A 24,045-nucleotide genomic window follows, 5' to 3' on the forward strand; every position below is an offset into this window, starting at 1 on the left:
GCCCTGGCCGCGGGGGCCGTCCGCGAGTGCCCGCCCGTCGCACACACGCGCGCGTGGCTACGATGGGCCAGCCGGGGTGGCCAGCAGGGGCCGCACGGCGCAACGACCGTCGGGAAGGCCATGCTGAACAAGTACGCGCGTGCATTCTTCACGCGTGTCCTCACACCGTTCGCCGCGTTTCTCATCCGCCGGGGCGTGAGCCCGGACACGGTCACGCTCCTCGGCACGGCCGGAGTGGTCGCGGGCGCACTGGTCTTCTTCCCCCGGGGCGAGTTCTTCTGGGGCACGATCGTGATCACGCTGTTCGTGTTCTCGGACCTGGTCGACGGCAACATGGCCCGCCAGCTGGGCCGCACCAGCCGCTGGGGCGCCTTCCTCGACTCCACCCTGGACCGGGTCGCCGACGGCGCGATCTTCGGCGGCTTCGCCCTCTGGTACGCGGGCACCGGTGACAACGACGTCCTGTGCGCGGTCTCGATCTTCTGCCTGGCCAGCGGCCAGGTGGTGTCGTACACCAAGGCGCGCGGCGAGTCCATCGGACTGCCGGTCGCCGTCAACGGGCTCGTGGAGCGCGCCGAGCGGCTGGTCATCTCGCTGGTGGCGGCCGGTCTGGCCGGATTCCACAAGTTCGGCGTCCCGGGCATCCAGATCCTGCTCCCGATCGCCCTGTGGATCGTCGCCGTGGGCAGCCTGGTCACCCTGGTGCAGCGGGTCGTCACCGTGCGCCGCGAGTCCGCCGAGGCGGAGGCGGCGGCCGAGGGCGAGCGGGCCTCGCACGGCACGGAGGCCACCCAGTGACCGCCGCGGAGCGGCTCACCGACGCCCTGTACGGAATGGGCTGGGGCACCGTCAAGAAGCTCCCCGAGCCCGTCGCGGTGCGCCTCGGCGACTCCCTCGCGGACCTCGCCTGGAAGCGGCGCGGCAAGGGCGTGCGACGGCTCGAATCGAACTACGCGCGCGTGCTGCCCGACGCGGGCCCGGAGCGGCTGCGCGAACTCTCCCGGGCGGGCATGCGGTCGTACCTGCGCTACTGGATGGAGTCCTTCCGGCTCCCGGCCTGGAGCGAGCAGCGCGTCCGGGCCGGTTTCGCCCCCAAGGACCTCCACCACCTCACCGACGGCCTCGCCTCCGGCCGGGGCGTGATCATCGCGCTGCCGCACCTGGCCAACTGGGACCTCGCGGGCGCCTGGGTCACCACCGAGCTGAAGACCCCGTTCACCACGGTCGCCGAACGACTCAAGCCGGAGACCCTCTACGACCGGTTCGTCGCCTACCGCGAGGGCCTCGGCATGGAGGTCCTCCCGCACAGCGGCGGCTCCGCCTTCGGCACCCTGGCCCGCAGGCTCCGCGACGGCGGCCTGGTCTGTCTGGTCGCCGACCGCGACCTGTCCGAGTCCGGCGTCGAGGTCGACTTCTTCGGTGCCGCCGCCAGGATGCCCGCGGGCCCGGCCCTGCTCGCCCAGCAGACCGGCGCCCACCTGCTCCCCGTGACGCTCTGGTACGACGACACCCCCGTCATGAAGGGGCGCGTCCACGCCCCGATCGAGGTGCCCGAGTCAGGTGACCGGACCTCGAAGACGTCTGTCATGACACAGGCGCTGGCCGACGCCTTCGCCACCGGGATCGCCGACCATCCGGAGGACTGGCACATGCTCCAGCGGCTGTGGCTCGCCGACCTCGACCCCACGAAGGGACCGTCGTGAGGATCGGCATCGTCTGCCCGTACTCCTGGGACGTCCCCGGTGGCGTCCAGTTCCACATCCGTGACCTCGCCGAGTACTTCATCCGCCTCGGCCACGACGTCTCCGTGCTGGCCCCCGCCGACGACGACACCCCGCTGCCGCCGTACGTCGTCTCGGCGGGCCGTGCGGTCCCGGTGCCCTACAACGGCTCGGTGGCCCGGCTCAACTTCGGCCTGCTGTCCGCCGCGCGGGTGCGCCGCTGGCTGCACGAGGGCGCGTTCGACGTGGTCCACATCCACGAGCCGACCTCGCCCTCCCTCGGCCTGCTGACCTGCTGGGCGGCGCAGGGCCCGATGGTGGCGACCTTCCACACCTCCAACCCGCGTTCCCGCGCGATGATCGCCGCGTACTCGATCCTCCAGGCCGCCCTGGAGAAGATCAGCGCCCGGATCGCGGTCAGCGAGTACGCCCGCCGCACCCTCGTCGAGCACCTGGGCGGCGACGCGGTCGTCATCCCCAACGGCGTCGACGTCGACTTCTTCGCCAAGGCCGAGCCCCGCCCCGAGTGGCAGGGGGGCACCATCGGCTTCATCGGCCGTATCGACGAGCCCCGCAAGGGCCTGCCGGTGCTGATGAAGGCCCTCCCCGCGATCCTCGCCGCCCGCCCGGGGACCAGGCTCCTGGTGGCCGGCCGCGGCGACGAGGAGGCCGCGGTGGAGTCCCTGCCCGCCGAGCTGCGCTCCCGCGTCGAGTTCCTCGGCATGATCAGCGACGCGGACAAGGCCCGCTTCCTGCGCAGCCTCGACCTGTACATCGCGCCCAACACCGGCGGCGAGAGCTTCGGCATCATCCTGGTGGAGGCCCTCTCCGCGGGCGCCCCCGTCCTCGCCTCCGACCTCGACGCCTTCGCCCAGGTCCTGGACCAGGGAGCGGCCGGCGAGCTCTTCGCCAACGAGGACGCCGACGCACTGGCCCAGGCGGCGGTACGGCTGCTGGAGAACCCGGAGCGCCGGGCGGAGCTGCGGCAGCGCGGCAGCGTCCACGTGCGCCGGTTCGACTGGTCGACGGTCGGCGCGGACATCCTCTCCGTCTACGAGACGGTGACCGCGGGAGCGGCGGCGGTGGCGGCGGACGAACGCCCGGGGCTCCGGGCCCGGTTCGGGCTGGCGCGGGACTAGGGGCTGTCCGGCGGATCACGCCGCAGGCGCGGGGTCCGGCACGCCCTCCCCCACTGCCTCAAAGGCGCGGGGGGACCCCCAGCGGCGTTGTCGTCGGTCGCCGACGTCCCCCAGCCTCCGGCCGGGAGGTGCCCCCACCGCGTCGCCCGCCGCGGCAGCGGCTGATCGGCCACGGCTCCCCCGCCGTGCAGCCGGACGCCCCAGACCCCGCTCACCTCGGCCGACGAGCCACCCTTGCTTTCCTGCGACCTGATCCGCCGGACAGCCCCTATGGCGCTTCCTATACCGTTCCGCCCGTGACCGCAACGCTCGTCTGGACCCTCTGTGTTCTCGCCGCCCTCGTGGTGACCGGCCTCTACCTGAGCTGGACCGCCGGGCGGCTCGACCGGCTGCACGCGCGGATCGACGCCGCGCGCGCCGCCCTGGACGCCCAGTTGCTGCGGCGCGCCTCGGTCGCCCAGGAGCTGGCCACCTCGGGGGTGCTGGACCCGGCCGCCTCGATCGTGCTCTACGAGGCCGCGCACGCCGCCCGCCAGGCCGAGGAGGAGCAGCGGGAGGTCGCCGAGAGCGAGCTGAGCCAGGCGCTGCGCGCGGTCTTCGAGGAGCCGCAGCAGGTGGAGGAGGTCCGCGCGGCGCCCGGCGGCGAGGCGGCGGCCAACGAGCTGGGGGAGGCCGTGCGCCGGGTGCCGATGGCCCGCCGGTTCCACAACGACGCCGTCGGCGCGGCCCGCAGGCTGCGCCAACACCGCAAGGTCCGCTGGTTCCGGCTGGCCGGACACGCACCGTTCCCCATGGCCTTCGAGATGGACGACGAGCCACCCGCGGCCCTGGCGGAGCGCGCGCTCTAGCGGGGCAGCCGACCGGCAAAAGGATCCACGGCCTTCCCATTGGCCCTTGCTGTGGACTGGTCCGCTCGCGTTTCCTCGATGTTCGCAGAAACCCTCTTTTCGACGAGTGAGGTCACCCGTGTCCACCATCGACAACCAGGCCCCCGAGACCGGCACCGCCCGCGTGAAGCGCGGCATGGCCGAGCAGCTCAAGGGCGGCGTGATCATGGACGTCGTCACGCCGGAGCAGGCGAAGATCGCCGAGGACGCGGGCGCCGTCGCCGTCATGGCCCTGGAGCGGGTCCCGGCCGACATCCGCAAGGACGGCGGCGTCGCCCGGATGTCCGACCCGGACATGATCGAGGGCATCATCGAGGCCGTCTCCATCCCGGTCATGGCCAAGTCCCGCATCGGCCACTTCGTCGAGGCCCAGGTCCTGCAGTCCCTCGGTGTCGACTACATCGACGAGTCCGAGGTCCTCACCCCGGCCGACGAGGTCAACCACTCCGACAAGTGGGCGTTCACCACCCCCTTCGTCTGCGGTGCCACCAACCTGGGCGAGGCGCTGCGCCGGATCGCCGAGGGCGCGGCCATGATCCGCTCCAAGGGGGAGGCCGGCACCGGCAACGTCGTGGAGGCCGTCCGTCACCTGCGCCAGATCAAGGGTGAGATCGCCAAGCTGCGCGGCTGCGACAACAACGAGCTGTACGCCGCCGCCAAGGAGCTGCGGGCCCCCTACGAGCTGGTCAAGGAGGTCGCCGAGCTGGGCAAGCTGCCGGTCGTGCTGTTCTCCGCCGGTGGCGTCGCCACCCCGGCCGACGCAGCGCTGATGCGCCAGCTCGGTGCCGAGGGCGTCTTCGTCGGCTCCGGCATCTTCAAGTCCGGCGACCCGGCCAAGCGCGCCGCCGCCATCGTCAAGGCGACCACCTTCTACGACGACCCGAAGATCATCGCGGACGCGTCCCGCAACCTCGGCGAGGCCATGGTCGGCATCAACTGCGACACCCTCCCCGAGGCCGAGCGCTACGCGAACCGGGGCTGGTGATGACCACTCCCGTCGTTGGGGTGCTCGCGCTCCAGGGCGACGTACGGGAGCACCTCGTCGCCCTGGCCGCGGCCGACGCCGTGGCCAGGCCGGTGCGCCGCCCCGAGGAACTCGCCGAGGTGGACGGCCTGGTCATACCGGGTGGCGAGTCCACCACGATCTCCAAGCTGGCCGTCCTGTTCGGCGTGATGGACCCGCTCCGCGCGCGCGTGCGGGCCGGTCTGCCCGTCTACGGCACCTGTGCGGGCATGATCATGCTCGCCGACAAGATCCTCGACCCGCGTTCGGGCCAGGAGACGATCGGCGGCATCGACATGATCGTGCGCCGCAACGCCTTCGGCCGGCAGAACGAGTCGTTCGAGTCGGCGGTCGACGTGCGCGGCATCGACGGCGATCCTGTGGAGGGCGTCTTCATCCGCGCCCCCTGGGTCGAGTCCGTGGGCGCCGACGTCGAGGTGCTCGCCGAGCACGACGGCCACATCGTCGCGGTCCGCCAGGGCAACGCGCTCGCCACGTCCTTCCACCCGGAACTGACCGGCGACCACCGCGTGCACGCCCTGTTCGTCGACATGGTGCACGCGTACCGGGCGACGGAGTCCTAGTAGGATCTCTGGCGTTCGTTGTTTGGATGGGTTACGCGAAGGAGACAGGCAGATGTCCGGCCACTCTAAATGGGCTACGACGAAGCACAAGAAGGCCGTGATCGATGCCAAGCGCGGCAAGCTCTTCGCGAAGCTGATCAAGAACATCGAGGTCGCGGCCCGGATGGGTGGCGTCGACATCGACGGCAACCCGACCCTCTACGACGCCATCCAGAAGGCGAAGAAGCAGTCGGTCCCGAACAAGAACATCGACTCCGCGGTCAAGCGCGGCGGCGGCCTCGAGGCCGGCGGCGCCGACTACGAGACGATCATGTACGAGGGCTACGGCCCGAACGGCGTCGCGGTCCTCATCGAGTGCCTCACCGACAACCGCAACCGCGCCGCCTCCGACGTCCGGGTCGCCATGACCCGCAACGGCGGCTCCATGGCCGACCCGGGCTCGGTGTCGTACCTCTTCAACCGCAAGGGTGTCGTCATCGTCCCCAAGGGCGAGCTGACCGAGGACGACGTGCTCGGCGCGGTCCTGGACGCCGGCGCCGAGGAGGTCAACGACCTGGGCGAGTCCTTCGAGGTGCTCAGCGAGGCCACCGACCTGGTCGCCGTCCGCACCGCCCTCCAGGACGCCGGGATCGACTACGACTCCGCCGAGGCCAACTTCGTCCCGACCATGCAGGTCGAACTGGACGAGGAGGGCGCCAAGAAGATCTTCAAGCTGATCGACGCCCTGGAGGACAGCGACGACGTCCAGAACGTCTTCGCCAACTTCGACGTCAGCGACGAGGTCATGGAGAAGGTGGACGCGTAGCGCTGCCGCGGGCTGCACGGACGCAACGGGCCGACGGGACACACCCGTCGGCCCGTCGCCATGTCGGCCGTTGTCGGTGGCACCCGCTAGCCTGCACAAACAGGTGACCGAAGGGAGGGGGCAAGGTGCGCGTACTGGGGGTGGACCCCGGGCTGACCCGGTGCGGTGTCGGTGTCGTCGAGGGCGTCGCCGGGCGGCCGCTGACCATGGTCGGCGTGGGGGTCGTACGGACGCCCGTGGACGGCGAGCTCGGTCATCGCCTCGTCGCCATCGAGCAGGGCATCGAACAGTGGCTGGACGAGCACCGGCCCGAATTCGTCGCCGTGGAGCGGGTGTTCAGCCAGCACAACGTACGGACCGTGATGGGCACCGCCCAGGCCAGCGCTGTCGCCATACTGTGCGCCGCCCGCCGGGGCATCCCCGTCGCCCTGCACACCCCCAGCGAGGTCAAGGCCGCCGTCACCGGCTCCGGCCGCGCCGACAAGGCCCAGGTCGGCGCCATGGTCACCCGGCTGCTCCGGCTCAGCGCCCCGCCCAAGCCCGCCGACGCCGCCGACGCCCTCGCGCTCGCCATCTGCCACATCTGGCGCGCCCCCGCCCAGAACCGACTCCAGCAGGCCATGGCCCTGCACACAGCCAACGCAACGAAAGGCCGTACGGCATGATCGCCTTCGTCAGCGGCCCGGTCGCCGCCCTCGCCCCGGACTCCGCGGTCGTCGAGGTCGGAGGGATCGGCATCGCCGTCCAGTGCTCGCCCAACACCCTGTCCGCGCTGCGGATGGGCCAGCCGGCCAAACTCGCCACGTCGCTGGTGGTGAGGGAGGACTCGCTCACCCTGTACGGCTTCGCGGACGACGACGAACGCCAGGTCTTCGAACTGCTGCAGACCGCGAGCGGCGTCGGCCCCCGGCTCGCCCAGGCGATGCTCGCCGTGCACAGCCCCGACGCACTGCGCCGCGCGATCGCCACGGGGGACGAGAAGGCGCTCGTCGCCGTCCCCGGCATCGGCAAGAAGGGCGCCCAGAAGCTGCTCCTCGAACTGAAGGACCGGCTCGGCGAACCGATCGGCGCCCCCGCGGTCGGCGCGCCCGTCACCCAGGGCTGGCGCGACCAGTTGCACGCCGCCCTGATCGGCCTCGGCTACGCGACCCGGGAGGCCGACGAGGCCGTCACCGCGGTCGCCCCGCAGGCCGAGGCGGCGGGCGGCACCCCCCAGGTGGGCCAGCTCCTGAAGGCCGCCCTCCAGACCCTCAACCGCGCCCGCTGACCCACCACCGCTGAGGCACATCACTTATGAACTGGGACGACACGACCGAGACCGGGGCCGACACGGAGCGGCTGGTGGGCGCCGTCGCCGACCGTGAGGACCAGGCCGTCGAGGCGGCCCTGCGCCCCAAGGACCTGGGCGAGTTCATCGGCCAGGAGAAGGTCCGCGAGCAGCTCGACCTGGTGCTGCGCGCCGCACGCGCGCGGGGCGCCACCGCCGACCACGTCCTGCTCTCCGGCGCGCCCGGACTGGGCAAGACCACCCTCTCGATGATCATCGCGGCGGAGATGGGTGCCCCCATCCGCATCACCTCGGGCCCCGCCATCCAGCACGCCGGCGACCTGGCCGCCATCCTCTCCTCCCTCCAGGAGGGCGAGGTCCTCTTCCTCGACGAGATCCACCGCATGTCGCGGCCCGCCGAGGAGATGCTCTACATGGCGATGGAGGACTTCCGGGTCGACGTCATCGTCGGCAAGGGCCCCGGTGCGACCGCGATCCCTCTCGAACTGCCCCCGTTCACCCTGGTCGGCGCCACCACCCGGGCGGGCCTGCTGCCGCCGCCGCTGCGCGACCGCTTCGGCTTCACCGCGCACATGGAGTTCTACGAGCCGCACGAGCTGGAGCGGGTCGTGCACCGCTCCGCCACCCTGCTGGACGTCGAGATCGAGCCGGCCGGCGCCGCCGAGATCGCCGGCCGCTCCCGCGGCACGCCCCGTATCGCCAACCGGCTGCTGCGCCGCGTCCGCGACTACGCGCAGGTCAAGGCCGACGGGCTGATCACCCGCGACATCGCGCACGCGGCCCTCGCCGTCTACGAGGTGGACGAACGCGGCCTCGACCGGCTCGACCGCGCGGTCCTGCAGGCCCTGCTCAAGCTGTTCGGCGGCGGCCCGGTCGGCCTCTCGACGCTCGCGGTCGCGGTGGGGGAGGAGCGCGAGACGGTCGAGGAGGTCGCCGAGCCCTTCCTGGTCCGCGAGGGCCTCCTCGCCCGCACCCCGCGCGGCCGCGTCGCGACCCCCGCGGCCTGGGCCCACCTGGGCCTGACGGCCCCGCGTGGGGCGGCCGGCGGACCCGGCCAGCAGGACCTGTTCGACAGCTGACGCGGTCCCGGCGGACCGGCCGCACCCCGTGCGGGCTCCGCCGGCCGTCCGCCAGGCCCTGGCGGCAGACGTGATCGCTTCGTGACGGCGGGGCATTGGCGAGGGCAGGAACCCAGGTGCCATGCTGAGCGTTGTTCCATGCGCGCGGACTCGCTTAGACTCCGCCGATGCCGCCTTTGCGGGCGGCGCCGAGCACACCCCCATCATCCAGGCCGCTCACCGCCGCGGCTGTGCGAAGGAAACCCCGTCCCGTGAATAGCTTGCCTCTTCTCGTGTTCATCGTCCTCATCGCGGCCATGTTCCTGATGACGCGTTCCACCAGGAAGCGCCAGCAGCAGGCCAACCAGATGCGGAACGAGATCCAGCCCGGAAACGGTGTCCGCACGATCGGGGGCATGTACGCGACGGTCAAGGAAGTCAGCGAGGACACCGTCCTCCTCGACGCCGGCCCGGGTGTCGAGCTTCTCTTCGCGAAGAACGCGATCGGCGCCGTTCTCACGGACGACGAGTACAACCGCATCGTGCACGGTATCGAGCACGACCTGAAGTCCGACTCCGACGTCGTCCCGGACGACGCCTCCTCCCTCACCGAGACCGACGACGAGCCTGCCGACGCTGCCGCCGCCTCCGACGACAAGGCCGTCGACCTCGGGAAGAAGGACGCGGCCGAGGACGGCGTCGCGGAGACCGCCGAGGCCAAGGCCGACGAGGCCGGTACCACCGAGGCGAAGGCGGGCGAAGAGCCGAAGAAGACCGACGGCGACTCCGACGCGAAGTAGCCGCGCCCCGGGGAGCGGTGCGCGCACCACGCGCGCACCTCGCACCCCGGGCGCGTCTGTCTCCCGTACGGGATCCCGACACCATGTCATGGCCGACCGCGCCGCCGACCAGGCGCACGGCGGCCCGAGAGGGAGTACGAGAAGGTGGCAGCACCTAAGAGGGGCCGGAGCGCGAGCGCCCAGAGCAGGCCAGGGCGCTCGCTGGCCCTCATCCTGATCGCCATCGTGGCGTTGACCGGAGGGATGTTCGCCTCCGGGAACACCACGCCGCGTCTCGGCATCGACCTGGCCGGTGGTACGAGCATCACGCTCCAGGCGCACAACGAGCCGGGCCAGCCGAACGCGATCAACAAGGCCAACATGAACACCGCGGTTCAGATCATGAACCGCCGTGTCAACGGCCTCGGTGTGTCCGAGGCGGAGGTGCAGACCCAGGGGACGAGCAACATCATCGTCAACATCCCCAAGGGCACCAACTCCGAGGAGGCCCGCCAGCAGGTCGGCACCACCGCCAAGCTGTACTTCCGCCCGGTCCTGGCCAGCGAGGCCAGTGCCGGTGCCGCGCCGAGCGCCTCTCCGAGCGCGTCCTCCAGCGGCAGCTCCAGCGCCTCCCCGAGCGCCTCCCCGTCGAGCAGCGCTTCCCAGAAGGCGACCGGGTCGTCGTCCTCCGCGTCCCCGTCGTCCTCCGCCACCTCCCAGGGCCGCGCCGTCACCGACGCCCTGAAGGCCGGCTCGACGCCGTCCGCCTCGGCGAGCGCCTCCTCCTCGGCCAAGGCGTCCGCGAGCCCCTCCGCCTCCTCCTCGGCTTCCTCCGCCGCCTCCGCGGCGGCCTCCAAGCTGCAGGCCGAGTACGCCGCGCTGGACTGCTCCAAGAAGTCGGCTCAGAACACCGCCGGCAAGGCCGCCAAGCCCACCGACCCCACCGTGGCCTGCGGCAAGATCTCCGGTGTCTGGTACAAGTACGTGCTCGGCCCGGCCGCCGTCGACGGCACCGAGGTCAAGAAGGCCCAGGCCGTCTACGACACGCAGACCGCCGCCGGCTGGCAGGTCCAGATGACCTTCACCGGCAGCGGATCCAAGAAGTTCGCGGACGTCACCGCCGAGCTGGCCAAGAACCAGCAGCCGCAGAACGAGTTCGGCATCGTCCTGGACGGCCAGGTCGTCTCCAGCCCGTACGTCAGCCAGTCCATCACCGGCGGCCAGGCCGAGATCTCCGGCCGATTCACCCAGACGGAGGCCCAGAGCCTCGCCAACATGCTGTCGTACGGCGCGCTCCCGCTCTCCTTCAAGGAGCAGAGCGTCACCACCGTGACCGCCGCGCTCGGCGGCGAGCAGCTGCACGCGGGTCTCATCGCGGGCGCGATCGGCCTGGCCCTGGTCATCATCTACCTGCTGGCCTTCTACCGCGGCCTGTCGGTCGTGGCCATCCCCTCGCTGATGGTGTCCGCGATCCTCACCTACGTGATCATGGCGCTGCTCGGCCCGGCGATCCACTTCGCGCTGAACCTGCCGGCCGTCTGCGGTGCGATCGTCGCGATCGGTATCACGGCGGACTCGTTCATCGTGTTCTTCGAACGCATCCGGGACGAGATCCGCGAGGGCCGCACGCTGCGTCCCGCCGTCGAGCGGGCCTGGCCGCGGGCCCGGCGCACCATCCTGGTCTCCGACTTCGTGTCGTTCCTGGCCGCCGCCGTGCTGTTCATCGTGACCGTCGGCAAGGTCCAGGGCTTCGCCTTCACGCTCGGTCTGACCACCGTGCTCGACGTGGTCGTCGTCTTCTTCTTCACCAAGCCGCTGATGACGATCCTCGCCCGGCGCCCGTTCTTCGCGAACGGCCACAAGTGGTCCGGGCTCGACCCGAAGGGCCTGGGCGCCAAGCCCCCGCTGCGCCGCACCCGCCGTCCCGCCGGCCCCGCCGCCGGCCCTGTCGACCCGAAGGAAGCGTGAGCGATGTCGAAACTCGGCAACCTCGGCGCCCGACTCCACCGCGGCGAGATCAGCTACGACTTCGTCGGCAAGCGCAAGATCTGGTACGGCGTCTCCATCCTGATCACCATCACGGCCATCCTCGGCCTGGCGGTGCGCGGCCTGAACATGGGCATCGACTTCCAGGGCGGCGCCGTCTTCACCACCGGGAAGACCAGTGTCTCGGTGTCCCAGGCGGAGACCTACGCGAAGGAGGCCTCCGGCCACGACGCGGTCGTGCAGAAGCTCGGCACGGGCGGTCTGCGCATCCAGATCGCGGGCATGGACACCACGAAGTCGGACGCGGCCAAGGTCGCGCTGGCCAAGGACATGAACGTGGACCCCGAGTCCATCGCCGCCGACCTGGTCGGACCCAGCTGGGGTGACGAGATCGCCAACAAGGCCTGGGAGGGCCTCGCGATCTTCATGATCCTGGTGGTCGTCTACCTGGCGATCGCCTTCGAGTGGCGCATGGCCGTCGCGGCCCTGGTCGCGCTGATCCACGACATCACCATCACGACCGGTATCTACGCCCTGGTCGGCTTCGAGGTCACGCCCGGTACGGTCATCGGTCTGCTGACGATCCTCGGATACTCGCTCTACGACACGGTCGTCGTCTTCGACAGCCTCAAGGAGCAGACCAAGGACATCACCAAGCAGACCCGCTTCACCTACAGCGACATCGCGAACCAGTCGATCAACGGCACCCTGGTCCGTTCGATCAACACCACGGTCGTCGCGCTGCTCCCGGTCGCCGGCCTGCTGTTCATCGGCGGCGGCTTCCTCGGCGCGGGCACGCTCAACGACATCTCGCTGTCGCTGTTCGTCGGCCTCGCCGCCGGTGCCTACTCGTCGATCTTCATCGCCACGCCGCTCGTCGCCGACCTCAAGGAGATGGAGCCGCAGATGAAGGCGCTGAGGAAGCGCGTCCTCGCCAAGCGGGCGCAGGCCTCCGCCGAGGAGGAACTGGCCGGGGCCCGGGGCGCCGGCGAGGACCCGGAGGACGCCGCACCGGCCGTCGTCGGCCCGCGCAACCAGCCGGCCTCCCGCACCCGCGGCAGCCGCGGCCGTCCCTCCGGGAAGCGCCGATGAGCGACCTCAAGGAGCTGCTGCTCAGCCGCATCCGGGACGTCGAGGACTACCCGGAGGAGGGCGTGATGTTCAAGGACATCACGCCGCTGCTGGCCGACGCGGCCGCGTTCACCGCGCTCACCGACGCCCTCGCCGGGATCGCCGTGCGCACCGGCGCCACCAAGATCGTCGGCCTGGAGGCCCGGGGCTTCATCCTGGGTTCCCCGGTCGCCGTCCGCGCCGGCCTCGGCTTCATCCCGGTCCGCAAGGCGGGCAAGCTCCCCGGGGCCACCCTGCGCCAGGCCTACGAGCTGGAGTACGGCTCCGCGGAGATCGAGGTGCACGCGGAGGACATCGGCGCGGACGACCGGATCCTGATCGTCGACGACGTGCTGGCCACCGGCGGTACGGCCGAGGCCTCGATCGAGCTGATCCACCGCGCGGGCGCCGAGGTCGCGGGCGTCGCGGTCCTCATGGAGCTGGGCTTCCTGAGCGGCCGGGCCCGCCTGGAAGCAGCGCTCAGGGGCGCTCCCCTGGAGGCCATACTCACCGTCTGAGCAGAGCTCCGGGAACGAAGCAGCCCCGGGTGCGGCCCCAAGTCCGCACCCGGGGCTGTGCCTTGGGCATCGGCATCGGTTCACATACGGAAGCCGGGAATCCAGCGGGAGCCCTCCGCGTTGACGTCCGGGCGGCCGTTCGGACGGGCTCCGCACGTTCGGGGGCGGCCGGATCGCTACCATGGTTGTCCGGGGCCTGACTGGGGGACCCGGATCGCGCACGAGGAGTCCTCTTGCCAGACGAGGCCCAGCACCTGACCGCCGCCAAGCCCGAGCCCGCCTCGGCAGCCGCGGCCAAGCCCGCGCCGAACACACCGCACGCGAAGAACGACGCCCGCGGACCGGTGGAGCACGCCCAGTCCGCGCCCGTCGACAAGTCGGCCGAGCAGTCGCGTCCCAAGCCGGTCCCGGCCGAGCGCCCCGAGACGGCGCCCACGGCCCGTCCCAACTCCGGCACGCCCCCGCGCAGCGGCTCCTCCAACCGCGTCCGCGCCCGTCTGGCCAGGCTCGGCGTGCAGCGAGCCAATCCGTACAACCCGGTCCTGGAACCGTTGCTGCGCATAGTCCGCAGCAACGACCCCAAGATCGAGAACGCCACGCTGCGCCAGATCGAGCGCGCCTACCAGGTCGCCGAGCGCTGGCACCGCGGCCAGAAGCGCAAGAGCGGCGACCCGTACATCACGCACCCGCTCGCGGTCACCACGATCCTCGCCGAGCTGGGCATGGACCCGGCGACCCTGATGGCGGGCCTGCTGCACGACACCGTCGAGGACACCGAGTACGGCCTGGAGGACCTGCGCCGCGACTTCGGCGACGTGGTCGCGCTGCTCGTCGACGGCGTCACCAAGCTCGACAAGGTCAAGTTCGGCGAGGCCGCGCAGGCGGAGACGGTGCGCAAGATGGTCGTCGCGATGGCCAAGGACCCGCGTGTCCTGGTCATCAAGCTCGCCGACCGGCTGCACAACATGCGCACCATGCGCTACCTCAAGCGCGAGAAGCAGGAGAAGAAGGCGCGCGAGACTCTGGAGATCTACGCGCCGCTCGCCCACCGCCTGGGCATGAACACCATCAAGTGGGAGCTGGAGGACCTCGCGTTCGCGATCCTCTACCCCAAGATGTACGACGAGATCGTCCGGCTGGTCGCCGAGCGGGCGCCCAAGCGGGACGAGTACCTGGCCATAGTGACCGATGAGGTCCAGTCCGACCTGCGCGCCGCCCGTATCAAGGCGACCGTCACCGGCCGGCCGAAGCACTACTACAGCGTCTACCAGAAGATGATCGTCCGCGGCCGGGACTTCGCGGAGATCTACGACCTGGTCGGCATCCGCGTCCTGGTGGACACCGTCCGCGACTGCTACGCGGCCCTGGGCACCGTCCACGCGCGCTGGAACCCCGTTCCGGGGCGCTTCAAGGACTACATCGCGATGCCCAAGTTCAACATGTACCAGTCGCTGCACACGACGGTCATCGGGCCCAACGGCAAGCCGGTCGAGCTCCAGATCCGCACGTTCGACATGCACCGCCGCGCCGAGTACGGCATCGCCGCGCACTGGAAGTACAAGCAGGAGGCGGTCGCCGGCGCCTCCAAGGTCCGCACCGACGTGCCGAAGTCGTCCGGCAAGGGCAAGGACGACCACCTCAACGACATGGCCTGGCTGCGGCAGCTGCTGGACTGGCAGAAGGAGACCGAGGACCCCAGCGAGTTCCTGGAGTCCCTGCGCTTCGACCTGTCCCGCAACGAGGTCTTCGTCTTCACCCCCAAGGGCGACGTCATAGCGCTGCCGGCCGGCGCCACCCCGGTGGACTTCGCGTACGCGGTGCACACCGAGGTCGGCCACCGCACCATAGGAGCGCGGGTCAACGGCAGGCTCGTGCCGCTCGAATCGACCCTCGACAACGGCGATCTGGTGGAGGTCTTCACCTCCAAGGCGCCCGGGGCCGGCCCCTCCCGCGACTGGCTCGGCTTCGTCAAGTCGCCCCGCGCCCGCAACAAGATCCGGGGCTGGTTCTCCAAGGAGCGCCGGGACGAGGCGATCGAGCAGGGCAAGGACGCCATCGTCCGCGCGATGCGCAAGCAGAACCTGCCGATCCAGCGCATCCTCACCGGCGACTCGCTGGTCACCCTCGCGCACGAGATGCGCTACCCGGACATCTCCTCGCTGTACGCGGCGATCGGCGAGGGCCACGTGGCCGCGCAGAACGTCGTGCAGAAGCTGGTCCAGGCACTCGGTGGCGAGGAGGCGGCCACCGAGGAGATCGACGAGGCGGTACCGCCGAGCCGCGGCCGCCGCAGCAAGCGCCGCAGCAGCCAGGACCCCGGCGTGGTCGTGAAGGGCGTCGACGACGTCTGGGTCAAGCTGGCCCGCTGCTGCACCCCGGTTCCGGGCGACCCGATCATCGGGTTCGTCACGCGCGGCAGCGGTGTCTCGGTCCATCGCAGCGACTGCGTCAACGTGGAGTCGCTGTCACGTGAGCCCGAGCGCATCCTCGACGTCGAGTGGGCGCCCACCCAGTCCTCGGTCTTCCTGGTCGCCATCCAGGTCGAGGCGCTGGACCGCTCCCGGCTGCTCTCGGACGTCACCCGCGTCCTGTCCGACCAGCACGTCAACATCCTCTCCGCGGCCGTCCAGACCTCCCGCGACCGGGTGGCCACCTCCCGCTTCACCTTCGAGATGGGCGACCCCAAGCACCTGGGCCACGTCCTGAAGGCGGTACGGGGTGTGGAGGGCGTCTACGACGTCTACCGGGTGACGTCGGCACGCAGCCGCTCCTAGCCGGCGGGCGCGATACGACGAGACGGACGAGAGGGGCCCCGTACGCCGCGTACGGGGCCCCTCTCGGTGTCGTCGGGCTCCTAGCCGCCGAACTCCTGGAGGCCCTTGAGAGCCTGGTCCAGGAGCGCCTGGCGCCCCTCCAGCTCACGCTCCAGCTTCTCCGCCTTCGACGTGTTGCCCTGGGCGCGCGCCTGCTCGATCCCTGCCTTCAGCTTGTCCACGGCGGCCTGCAGCTGACCGGTCAGACCCGCGGCACGCGCGCGTGCCTCCGGGTTGGTCCGGCGCCACTCGGCCTCCTCGGCCTCCTGGATGGCCCGGTCGACCGTGTGCATCCGGCCCTCGACCTTGGGACGGGCGTCCCGCGGCACATGACCGATGGCCTCCCAGCGCTCGTTGATCGAACGGAAGGCGGACCGCGCGGCCTTCAGGTCGGTGATCGGCAGCAGCTTCTCGGCCTCGGCGGCCAGTTCCTCCTTGAGCTTCAGGTTCTCGGTCTGCTCCGCGTCGCGTTCGGCGAAGGCCGAACCACGAGCCGCGAAGAACACGTCCTGGGCGCCGCGGAAGCGGTTCCACAGGTCGTCCTCGTGCTCGCGCTGGGCGCGGCCCGCGGCCTTCCACTCGGCCATCAGCTCGCGGTAGCGCGCCGCCGTCGGACCCCAGTCCGTCGAACCGGACAGCGCCTCCGCCTCGGCGACCAGCTTCTCCTTCGCCTTGCGGGCGTCCTCGCGCTGCGCGTCGAGCTGCGCGAAGTGCGCCTTGCGCCGCTTGGAGAACGCCGACCGGGCGTGCGAGAAGCGGTGCCACAGCTCGTCGTCCGACTTGCGGTCGAGACGCGGCAGGCCCTTCCAGGTGTCCACCAGGGCCCGCAGCCGCTCACCGGCGGCCCGCCACTGGTCGGACTGGGCCAGCTGCTCCGCCTCGACGACCAGGTCCTCCTTGGCCTGCCGGGCCTCGTCGGACTGCTTGGCCCGCTGCGCGCGACGCTCCTCGCGACGCGACTCGACGGTCTTCACCAGCTCGCCGAGCCGGGTGCGCAGCGCCTCCAGATCACCGACCGCGTGGTGCGCCTCCACCTGCTCGCGCAGATGGTCGATGGCGGCCTGGGCGTCCTTCGCGGACAGGTCGGTGGTCTTCACTCGCTTTTCGAGGAGGCCGATCTCGACAACCAGGCCCTCGTACTTGCGCTCGAAGTAGGCCAGCGCCTCCTCGGGGGAGCCGGCCTGCCAGGAACCGACGACCTGCTCGCCGTCGGCCGTACGCACGTACACGGTCCCCGTCTCGTCGACGCGGCCCCACGGGTCGCTGCTCACAGCGCCTCCTCCACATGATGCCTGCGAAGGGCCTCAGCGCCCCCGGGCATCGTCCACAGTTTCGTCACGGCCAACATAGGCGACCGGCGGGTGGCCTGTCCGCATCCCGCGCGACCGAAATTTCGCACTTGGTGGTCAGGATTTGGTGACCGTGGCCTTGTTGATCACGACCGTCGCGTTCGGCGCTCCGTCGCCCTGACCGGTGCTCTCGCCCGCCGCGGCGATCTTCTTCAGAACCTTCATCCCGGCCGCGTCGATCGTGCCGAACGGGGTGTAGCTGGGCGGCAACTGACTGTCCTGGTAGACCAGGAAGAACTGGCTGCCGCCGGTGTGCTTCTGACCGGTGTTGGCCATGGCGACCGTACCCGCCGGGTAGACACCGCCCTTCAGGCTTTTGTCCTTCAGGTTCTCGTCAGGGATCGTGTACCCCGGGCCGCCGCTGCCGGTCCCCGTGGGGTCGCCGCACTGCAGCACGTAGATGCCGTTGGTGGTGAGCCGGTGGCACTTCGTGTGGTCGAAGAAGCCCTTCGCGGCCAGGAAGTCGAACGAGTTCACCGTGTGCGGGGCCGCCGACGTCTTCAGCGCGATGCCGATGTCACCGCACGTCGTCGCCAGCTTCATGGTGTAGCCGGCGGACGTGTCGATCGACATCGCCGGCTCCTTCTTCCAGCTCAGCTTCTTCACCGAGCCGGCCGCCGGCTTCGCGCAGGGGTCCGGTGCCTTGCTGGGCGAGGCGGAGGCGCCGGGAGTCGGCTCCGAGCTGGCGTTCGCCTTGTCGTCGTTGTTCTTCAGCACTCCGGTCGTGTACAGCGCCACACTGCCGATCACGATCACGCCGAGCACCGACGCGATCACGGAGTTGCGCATGCGCGCCTTGCGTCGCGCGCTGGTGCGCCGCTGCTGCTGCCGCAAGAACTTCTCCCGGGCGAGCTGACGCCGCCGCTGCTCCTGGCTGACCACCGGGTTCTCTCCTCATGCGTGTCGAATGCCGACCGGTACGCGTGCGTGCTGTGCGTCGTGTGAGCCGACCACTGCGTGTAGCCCCGTACCGTATATGGGTTCGCTGAGGAAACGGCAGCGCCGGTAGGCTCTGGACCACAGCTGGTAGCCGCCCGAATCGACACAACGAAGGACGATCGTGCTCATTGCCGGGTTCCCCGCCGGGGCCTGGGGGACGAACTGTTATCTCGTCGCCCCTGCCGCCGGTGAGGAGTGCGTGATCATCGACCCCGGCCACCAGGCCGCCGAGGGCGTCGAGGAAGCGCTGAAGAAGCATCGGCTCAAACCCGTCGCCGTCGTCCTCACCCACGGCCACATCGACCACGTGGCCTCGGTCGTCCCCGTGTGCGGGGCGCACGACGTACCGGCCTGGATCCACCCCGAGGACCGCTACATGATGAGCGACCCCGAGAAGGCGCTCGGCCGGTCCATCGGGATGCCGCTCATGGGCGAGCTCACGGTGGGGGAGCCGGACGACGTCTTCGAACTGACCGACGGCGCGCGGCTGGAGCTGGCCGGACTCGGATTCTCCGTCGCGCACGCGCCGGGCCATACCAAGGGGTCGGTGACCTTCCAGATGCCGGAGACGGCCGAGATCCCCTCGGTCTTCTTCTCGGGCGATCTGCTCTTCGCCGGCTCCATCGGACGCACGGACCTGCCGGGCGGCTCCATGGACGACATGCTGGCCTCGCTGGCCCGTGTCTGCCTGCCGCTCGACGACTCCACCGTGGTGCTGTCCGGCCACGGCCCCCAGACGACCATCGGCCAGGAGCGCGCCACCAACCCGTATCTGCGGCAGGTGGCCGCCGACGGCCAGGGAGCACCCCGGGCTCCCCGACGAGGAATGTGACGAGAGACCTTCCGTGAGCACCTTTCAGGCCCCCAAGGGCACGTACGACCTGATCCCGCCGGACAGCGCCAAGTACCTGGCCGTCCGCGAGGCGATCGCCGCCCCGCTGCGCAACTCCGGCTACGGCTACATCGAGACCCCCGGCTTCGAGAACGTCGAGCTGTTCGCGCGCGGGGTCGGTGAGTCCACCGACATCGTCACCAAGGAGATGTACGCCTTCGAGACCAAGGGCGGCGACAGGCTCGCCCTGCGCCCAGAAGGCACCGCCTCGGTCCTGCGCGCCGCCCTGGAGGCCAACCTCCACAAGACGGGCAACCTCCCCGTCAAGCTCTGGTACTCCGGCTCGTACTACCGCTACGAGCGCCCCCAGAAGGGCCGCTACCGCCACTTCTCCCAGGTCGGCGCCGAGGCGATCGGGGCCGAGGACCCGGCACTCGACGCAGAGCTGATCATCCTGGCCGACCAGGCGTACCGCTCGCTGGGCCTGAGCAACTTCCGCATCCTGCTCAACAGCCTGGGCGACAAGGAGTGCCGGCCGGTGTACCGCGCGGCCCTGCAGGACTTCCTGCGCGGCCTGGACCTCGACGAGGACACCCTGCGCCGGGCGGAGATCAACCCCCTCCGCGTCCTCGACGACAAGCGCGAGTCGGTCCAGAAGCAGTTGGGCGACGCGCCCCTCCTGCGGGACTACCTGTGCGACGCGTGCAAGGCGTACCACGAGGAGGTCCGCGAGCTGATCACGGCGGCCGGTGTCGCGTTCGAGGACGACCCGAAGCTGGTCCGCGGCCTGGACTACTACACCCGCACCACCTTCGAGTTCGTCCACGACGGCCTGGGCTCGCAGTCGGCGGTGGGCGGCGGCGGCCGGTACGACGGCCTCTCCGAGATGATCGGCGGCCCCGCGCTGCCGTCGGTGGGCTGGGCCCTCGGTGTCGACCGCACGGTCCTCGCCCTGGAGGCCGAAGGCGTGGAACTGGACATCCCGTCCGCGACCAGCGTCTTCGCGGTGCCGCTCGGCGAGGAGGCCCGACGAGTCCTCTTCGCGAAGGTCACGGAGCTGCGCCGGGTCGGTGTCGCGGCGGACTTCTCCTACGGCGGCAAGGGCCTCAAGGGCGCCATGAAGAACGCCAACCGCAGCGGGGCCCGCTACGCGATCGTCGCCGGTGAACGCGACCTCGCGGAGGGCGTCGTCCAGCTGAAGGACATGGAGTCCGGGGAGCAGACGGCGGTGGGCGTGAACGAGATCGTGGCCGAACTGGAGTCGAGGCTGGGCTAGCGGGACGGACCGGCCGGTCAACTCGCCCGGCGATCGGCGCAGTTGACCGGCACGGCGACGGCGTGGCCGCCTCGCCCTCCGGACCGGCAGGGCCGATGACCTGCTCCGGGGCGCGGCCGCTGTCTCGGAGACCGTCAACTCCGCGGGTGCCGATTCGCCCTGCCAGGCGATTCCCCGGCCCGGGGCCGCCACCGGCCGGAACCGAGCCTTTCGGGACTCCTGTGCGTACTTCCTTATGTCCATCGAACGGTGGACAGGACACCTCGTGCGGCACAATGGCCCCTGCCCGAAGAAGTTCCAACTCTCAAACACACGGAATCGGCGTGATGAGCAAGACGACAGTCAAGGACGTCTCCACGGAACCCGAGCCCGAGAACGCCTCCGCAGCACCGCGCACGGAGGGCGGCAGTCTCGCCTTCGCCCTGCTGCTGATCATCACCGGCGCCGCCGGGCTGCTGGCCGCGTGGGTCATCACGGTCGACAAGTTCAAGCTGCTGGAAGCCAAGGTCGAGGGCAAGACCTTCACCCCCGGATGCAGCCTCAACCCGGTCGTCTCCTGCGGCAGCGTCATGGAGTCCAAGCAGGCCGCCGCCTTCGGCTTCCCGAACCCGATGCTCGGCCTGGTCTGCTACGGCATCGTCATCTGCGTCGGCATGAGCCTGCTGGCCCGCGCCCGCTTCCCCCGCTGGTACTGGCTGACCTTCAACTTCGGCACGCTCTTCGGGGTGGCGTTCTGCACCTGGCTGCAGTTCCAGTCCCTGTACCGGATCAACGCGCTGTGCCTGTGGTGCTCGCTGGCCTGGGTCGCCACGATCACCATGTTCTGGTACGTGACGTCCTTCAACGTCCGCAAGGGCTTCCTGCCGGCCCCGAAGTGGCTGAAGTCGTTCTTCGGCGAGTTCACCTGGGTGCTGCCGGTCGTGCACGTCGGCATCATCGGCATGCTGATCCTGACCCGCTGGTGGGACTTCTGGACCAGCTGACGGCCCCGGCGGGATTGTCAGTGCCGTGATTTAGGGTTTCAGCGTGGAACCCGACCTGTTCACCGCCGCCGCAGAAGAACGCCAGGAGAAGGACCCCGCCGGCAGTCCGCTGGCGGTGCGCATGCGCCCGCGCACTCTCGACGAGGTGGTGGGCCAGCAGCACCTCCTGAAGCCGGGGTCCCCGTTGCGCAGACTGGTCGGCGAGGGGTCCGGCGGCCCGGCAGGACCGTCCTCCGTGCTCCTCTGGGGTCCGCCCGGCACCGGCAAGACGACCCTCGCGTACGTCGTCTCCAAAGCCACCGACAAGCGGTTCGTGGAGCTCTCGGCGATCACCGCCGGCGTCAAGGAGGTCCGTGCGGTCATCGACGGCGCCCGCCGCGCCACCGGCGGATACGGCAAGGAGACCGTCCTCTTCCTGGACGAGATCCACCGCTTCAGCAAGGCCCAGCAGGACTCCCTGCTCCCCGCGGTCGAGAACCGGTGGGTCACCCTGATCGCGGCCACCACCGAGAACCCGTACTTCTCGGTGATCTCCCCACTCCTGTCCCGCTCCCTGCTCCTGACCCTCGAACCGCTCAGCGACGACGACGTCCGCGGCCTGCTGCGCCGGGCGCTCACCGAGGAACGCGGCCTCAAAGGCGCCGTCACCCTCCCCGAGGACACCGAGGAGCACCTGCTGCGGATCGCCGGAGGCGACGCCCGCCGTGCCCTGACCGCCCTGGAGGCCGCCGCCGGAGCCGCCCTCGACAAGGACGAGACGGAGATCGCGCTCCGCACCCTGGAGGAGGTCGTGGACCGGGCCGCGGTCACGTACGACCGCGACGGCGACCAGCACTACGACGTCGCCAGCGCTCTCATCAAGTCCATCAGGGGCTCCGACGTCGACGCGGCCCTGCACTACCTGGCCCGGATGATCGAGGCCGGCGAGGACCCCCGGTTCATCGCCCGTCGCCTGATGATCTCGGCCAGCGAGGACATCGGCCTCGCCGACCCGAACGCCCTGCCCATAGCCGTGGCCGCCGCCCAGGCCGTCGCCATGATCGGCTTCCCCGAGGCGGCCCTCACCCTCAGCCACGCCACCATCGCCCTCGCCCTCGCCCCCAAGTCCAACTCCGCGACCACCGCGATCGGGGCCGCCCTCGAGGACGTCCGCAAGGGACTGGCCGGACAGGTGCCCCCGCACCTGCGCGACGGTCACTACAAGGGCGCCGCCAAGCTGGGGCACGCCCAGGGGTACGTGTACCCGCACGACCTGCCCGAGGGCATCGCCGAGCAGCAGTACGCGCCGGACACCGTCAAGGACCGTGAGTACTACACCCCGACCCGGCACGGCTCCGAGGCGCGCTACGCCGACGCCGTCGAGTGGACCAGGAAGCACCTCGGTCGCAGGCGGTCCTGAGCAGCCTGTAGACTGCCCCGAAGTGCCGAGTTCCGCGCAGTCAGAGCGGGACAACCGGCCGGAACCCCCGCAAGGGGGCTCCAGGAGCGTCGCGCACCGTCGAACGGTGTCGCGGGCAGCCCACCACCTTCCGTCGCGCACAGACGACGGTACCGGTCGGTGGGCCACTCGCGTGCTGCACGTATGTGCCCAGACCAGGGGAGCGGCTGCCCACCAGACCCGGCAACGGGCTCCGGCGGGATTCCCCGGCTGCGGATTGCGACCTCCCTCAACCCTGACGAGCCGAATACCAAAGGAAGAAAGAGACAGTGGCGAACCAGTCCCGCCCCAAGGTCAAGAAGTCGCGTGCCCTCGGCATCGCGCTCACCCCGAAGGCCGTCAAGTACTTCGAGGCCCGCCCCTACCCGCCGGGTGAGCACGGCCGTGGCCGCAAGCAGAACTCGGACTACAAGGTCCGTCTGCTGGAGAAGCAGCGTCTGCGCGCGCAGTACGACATCTCCGAGCGCCAGCTGGTCCGCGCCTACGAGCGTGCCTCCAAGGTGCAGGGCAAGACCGGTGAGGCCCTGATCGTCGAGCTGGAGCGCCGCCTCGACGCGCTGGTCCTGCGTTCGGGCATCGCCCGCACGATCTACCAGGCCCGCCAGATGGTCGTGCACGGCCACATCCAGGTCAACGGCCAGAAGACCGACAAGCCGTCCTTCCGGGTCCGCCCGGACGACGTCGTGCAGGTCCGCGACCGCTCCAAGGACAAGACGCTCTTCCAGGTCGCCCGTGAGGGTGGCTTCGCCCCCGACGGCGAGACCCCCCGCTACCTGCAGGTGAACCTCAAGGCCCTGGCGTTCCGCCTGGACCGCGAGCCGAACCGCAAGGAAGTTCCGGTCATCTGCGACGAGCAGCTCGTCGTCGAGTACTACGCCCGCTGATCCCAGCCCCGGCGTAGCACCTCAGCGTCAGCCCGCCGTCTCCCCGCCCTTCCGGGCGGACGAGGCGGCGGGCTTTCGCATGCCGGTGCCGTCCCGCCGCCGGATCGGCGACCAGCGCACGGTAATCCGGTACGGAGCCGCATGCCCGGCGCGATAGGCTCGGTGCAGACTTTTCGACGTTCAGGCACGTTTCAGGGAGCGGGTGCGCGCAGTGTCCGGTGGAGAGGTGGCCGGGATCCTGGTGGCCGTCTTCTGGGCGATCCTGGTCTCCTTCCTCGCGGTGGCTCTCGTGAGGCTGGCCCAGACGCTCAAGGCGACCACCAAGCTCGTGGCGGACGTGACCGACCAGGCCGTCCCGCTGCTCGCCGACGCGTCCGCGGCCGTACGCTCCGCGCAGACCCAGATCGACCGGGTCGACGCGATCGCCTCCGACGTCCAGGAGGTCACGTCCAACGCCTCCGCGCTGTCCACCACCGTCGCCTCCACCTTCGGCGGCCCGCTGGTCAAGGTCGCGGCCTTCGGCTACGGCGTGCGCCGGGCGCTGGCCGGCCGCAAGGCGGACGTGCCCGTGAAGGAGCCCAGGCGTACCGTGATCGTGGGTCGGACCGTGCCCGCCGCACGGCGGAAGAACCGGGGAAAGTAGGAGCCAGACC

General features: G+C 70.6%; 22 protein-coding genes and 1 pseudogene. 21 read left to right on the forward strand and 2 right to left on the reverse strand.

Annotated features, from left to right (window positions below):
• Positions 1-62: 62 nt before the first annotated feature.
• The 15 genes and pseudogenes from pgsA to ACZ3KP_RS20840 all read left to right on the forward strand — a co-directional run bounded on the left by pgsA (position 63) and on the right by ACZ3KP_RS20840 (position 15,652).
• Positions 63-798, forward strand: a pseudogene (gene pgsA / locus ACZ3KP_RS20770) (phosphatidylinositol phosphate synthase).
• On the forward strand, positions 795-1,703 hold the full coding sequence (locus ACZ3KP_RS20775; protein ID WP_467501186.1) for a phosphatidylinositol mannoside acyltransferase: 909 nt from the start codon (positions 795-797) through the stop codon (positions 1,701-1,703). The pseudogene pgsA and the gene ACZ3KP_RS20775 overlap by 4 nt, the downstream one beginning before the upstream one ends.
• Entirely contained in the window at positions 1,700-2,860 is a 1,161-nt protein-coding gene (locus ACZ3KP_RS20780) for a glycosyltransferase family 4 protein (protein WP_467501187.1), read from the forward strand. Before ACZ3KP_RS20775 ends, ACZ3KP_RS20780 begins: the two co-directional genes overlap by 4 nt.
• Positions 2,861-3,156: 296 nt before the next feature.
• The gene (locus ACZ3KP_RS20785; RefSeq protein WP_467501188.1) at positions 3,157-3,708 is read left to right on the forward strand and encodes a hypothetical protein; all 552 of its coding nucleotides are present in this window, start codon (positions 3,157-3,159) and stop codon (positions 3,706-3,708) included.
• Between the two features lie 118 nt (positions 3,709-3,826).
• Positions 3,827-4,732 (forward strand): pyridoxal 5'-phosphate synthase lyase subunit PdxS, encoded by a 906-nt coding sequence (gene pdxS, locus ACZ3KP_RS20790; RefSeq protein ID WP_132889256.1) that lies wholly within the window; start codon positions 3,827-3,829, stop codon positions 4,730-4,732.
• A complete protein-coding gene (pdxT, locus tag ACZ3KP_RS20795; RefSeq protein ID WP_467501189.1) occupies positions 4,732-5,334 on the forward strand; it encodes a pyridoxal 5'-phosphate synthase glutaminase subunit PdxT in 603 nt (200 codons plus the stop codon). The genes pdxS and pdxT overlap by 1 nt, the downstream gene beginning before the upstream one ends.
• A 52-nt stretch (positions 5,335-5,386) precedes the next feature.
• Positions 5,387-6,139: a YebC/PmpR family DNA-binding transcriptional regulator gene (locus ACZ3KP_RS20800; RefSeq protein WP_132889258.1), complete on the forward strand. Its 753-nt coding sequence runs from the start codon at positions 5,387-5,389 to the stop codon at positions 6,137-6,139.
• Between the two features lie 125 nt (positions 6,140-6,264).
• Positions 6,265-6,804: a crossover junction endodeoxyribonuclease RuvC gene (gene ruvC, locus ACZ3KP_RS20805; protein ID WP_467501190.1), complete on the forward strand. Its 540-nt coding sequence runs from the start codon at positions 6,265-6,267 to the stop codon at positions 6,802-6,804.
• A complete protein-coding gene (gene ruvA, locus ACZ3KP_RS20810) occupies positions 6,801-7,406 on the forward strand; it encodes a Holliday junction branch migration protein RuvA (protein ID WP_358978115.1) in 606 nt (201 codons plus the stop codon). Before ruvC ends, ruvA begins: the two co-directional genes overlap by 4 nt.
• Before the next feature lie 26 nt (positions 7,407-7,432).
• On the forward strand, positions 7,433-8,506 hold the full coding sequence (ruvB, locus tag ACZ3KP_RS20815; RefSeq protein ID WP_467501191.1) for a Holliday junction branch migration DNA helicase RuvB: 1,074 nt from the start codon (positions 7,433-7,435) through the stop codon (positions 8,504-8,506).
• A gap of 251 nt (positions 8,507-8,757) precedes the next feature.
• Complete coding sequence (gene yajC / locus ACZ3KP_RS20820) at positions 8,758-9,285, forward strand: preprotein translocase subunit YajC (protein WP_132889262.1); 528 nt, start codon at positions 8,758-8,760, stop codon at positions 9,283-9,285.
• Positions 9,286-9,429: 144 nt separating this feature from the next.
• Entirely contained in the window at positions 9,430-11,232 is a 1,803-nt protein-coding gene (gene secD / locus ACZ3KP_RS20825; protein ID WP_467501192.1) for a protein translocase subunit SecD, read from the forward strand.
• Positions 11,233-11,235: 3 nt separating this feature from the next.
• Positions 11,236-12,342: a protein translocase subunit SecF gene (gene secF, locus ACZ3KP_RS20830; protein ID WP_467501193.1), complete on the forward strand. Its 1,107-nt coding sequence runs from the start codon at positions 11,236-11,238 to the stop codon at positions 12,340-12,342.
• Positions 12,339-12,878, forward strand: a complete 540-nt coding sequence (locus tag ACZ3KP_RS20835; RefSeq protein ID WP_467501194.1) for an adenine phosphoribosyltransferase — start codon at positions 12,339-12,341, stop codon at positions 12,876-12,878. The genes secF and ACZ3KP_RS20835 overlap by 4 nt, the downstream gene beginning before the upstream one ends.
• A gap of 233 nt (positions 12,879-13,111) precedes the next feature.
• Positions 13,112-15,652 carry a RelA/SpoT family protein gene (locus ACZ3KP_RS20840; RefSeq protein WP_358978103.1) on the forward strand — a complete coding sequence of 847 codons (2,541 nt, stop codon included), beginning with the start codon at positions 13,112-13,114 and terminating at the stop codon, positions 15,650-15,652.
• Positions 15,653-15,732: 80 nt separating this feature from the next.
• On the opposite strand, the gene ACZ3KP_RS20845 is transcribed toward ACZ3KP_RS20840, so the two are convergent.
• On the reverse strand, positions 15,733-16,962 hold the full coding sequence (locus ACZ3KP_RS20845) for a DUF349 domain-containing protein (protein ID WP_467501195.1): 1,230 nt from the start codon (positions 16,960-16,962) through the stop codon (positions 15,733-15,735).
• Positions 16,963-17,097: 135 nt separating this feature from the next.
• Positions 17,098-17,922: a peptidylprolyl isomerase gene (locus ACZ3KP_RS20850; protein ID WP_467501196.1), complete on the reverse strand. Its 825-nt coding sequence runs from the start codon at positions 17,920-17,922 to the stop codon at positions 17,098-17,100.
• 178 nt (positions 17,923-18,100) lie between these two features.
• Between ACZ3KP_RS20850 and ACZ3KP_RS20855 the strand changes: the two genes are divergently transcribed.
• From ACZ3KP_RS20855 to ACZ3KP_RS20880, 6 genes are all read left to right on the forward strand, one after another.
• Entirely contained in the window at positions 18,101-18,811 is a 711-nt protein-coding gene (locus tag ACZ3KP_RS20855) for an MBL fold metallo-hydrolase (RefSeq protein WP_358978097.1), read from the forward strand.
• Positions 18,812-18,824: 13 nt separating this feature from the next.
• Entirely contained in the window at positions 18,825-20,087 is a 1,263-nt protein-coding gene (gene hisS, locus ACZ3KP_RS20860) for a histidine--tRNA ligase (protein ID WP_358978095.1), read from the forward strand.
• A gap of 326 nt (positions 20,088-20,413) precedes the next feature.
• The gene (locus ACZ3KP_RS20865) at positions 20,414-21,070 is read left to right on the forward strand and encodes a vitamin K epoxide reductase family protein (RefSeq protein WP_358978093.1); all 657 of its coding nucleotides are present in this window, start codon (positions 20,414-20,416) and stop codon (positions 21,068-21,070) included.
• Between the two features lie 43 nt (positions 21,071-21,113).
• On the forward strand, positions 21,114-22,469 hold the full coding sequence (locus ACZ3KP_RS20870; RefSeq protein WP_467501197.1) for a replication-associated recombination protein A: 1,356 nt from the start codon (positions 21,114-21,116) through the stop codon (positions 22,467-22,469).
• Between the two features lie 308 nt (positions 22,470-22,777).
• Positions 22,778-23,392: a 30S ribosomal protein S4 gene (gene rpsD, locus ACZ3KP_RS20875; protein ID WP_046726586.1), complete on the forward strand. Its 615-nt coding sequence runs from the start codon at positions 22,778-22,780 to the stop codon at positions 23,390-23,392.
• A 202-nt stretch (positions 23,393-23,594) separates the two neighbouring features.
• On the forward strand, positions 23,595-24,035 hold the full coding sequence (locus tag ACZ3KP_RS20880) for a DUF948 domain-containing protein (RefSeq protein ID WP_089103241.1): 441 nt from the start codon (positions 23,595-23,597) through the stop codon (positions 24,033-24,035).
• Positions 24,036-24,045 lie beyond the last annotated feature (10 nt).

Source organism: Streptomyces sp. NPDC020958, from assembly GCF_055562175.1.

Bases quoted from the DNA above. Each gene is read 5' to 3' on its own strand.
- pdxT (WP_467501189.1), top strand. From the start codon at position 4,732: ATGACCACTCCCGTCGTTGGGGTGCTCGCGCTCCAGGGCGACGTACGG.
- secF (WP_467501193.1), top strand. From the start codon at position 11,236: ATGTCGAAACTCGGCAACCTCGGCGCCCGACTCCACCGCGGCGAGATC.
- ACZ3KP_RS20835 (WP_467501194.1), top strand. From the start codon at position 12,339: ATGAGCGACCTCAAGGAGCTGCTGCTCAGCCGCATCCGGGACGTCGAG.
- ACZ3KP_RS20800 (WP_132889258.1), top strand. From the start codon at position 5,387: ATGTCCGGCCACTCTAAATGGGCTACGACGAAGCACAAGAAGGCCGTG.
- ACZ3KP_RS20865 (WP_358978093.1), top strand. From the start codon at position 20,414: ATGAGCAAGACGACAGTCAAGGACGTCTCCACGGAACCCGAGCCCGAG.
- ruvA (WP_358978115.1), top strand. From the start codon at position 6,801: ATGATCGCCTTCGTCAGCGGCCCGGTCGCCGCCCTCGCCCCGGACTCC.
- ruvB (WP_467501191.1), top strand. From the start codon at position 7,433: ATGAACTGGGACGACACGACCGAGACCGGGGCCGACACGGAGCGGCTG.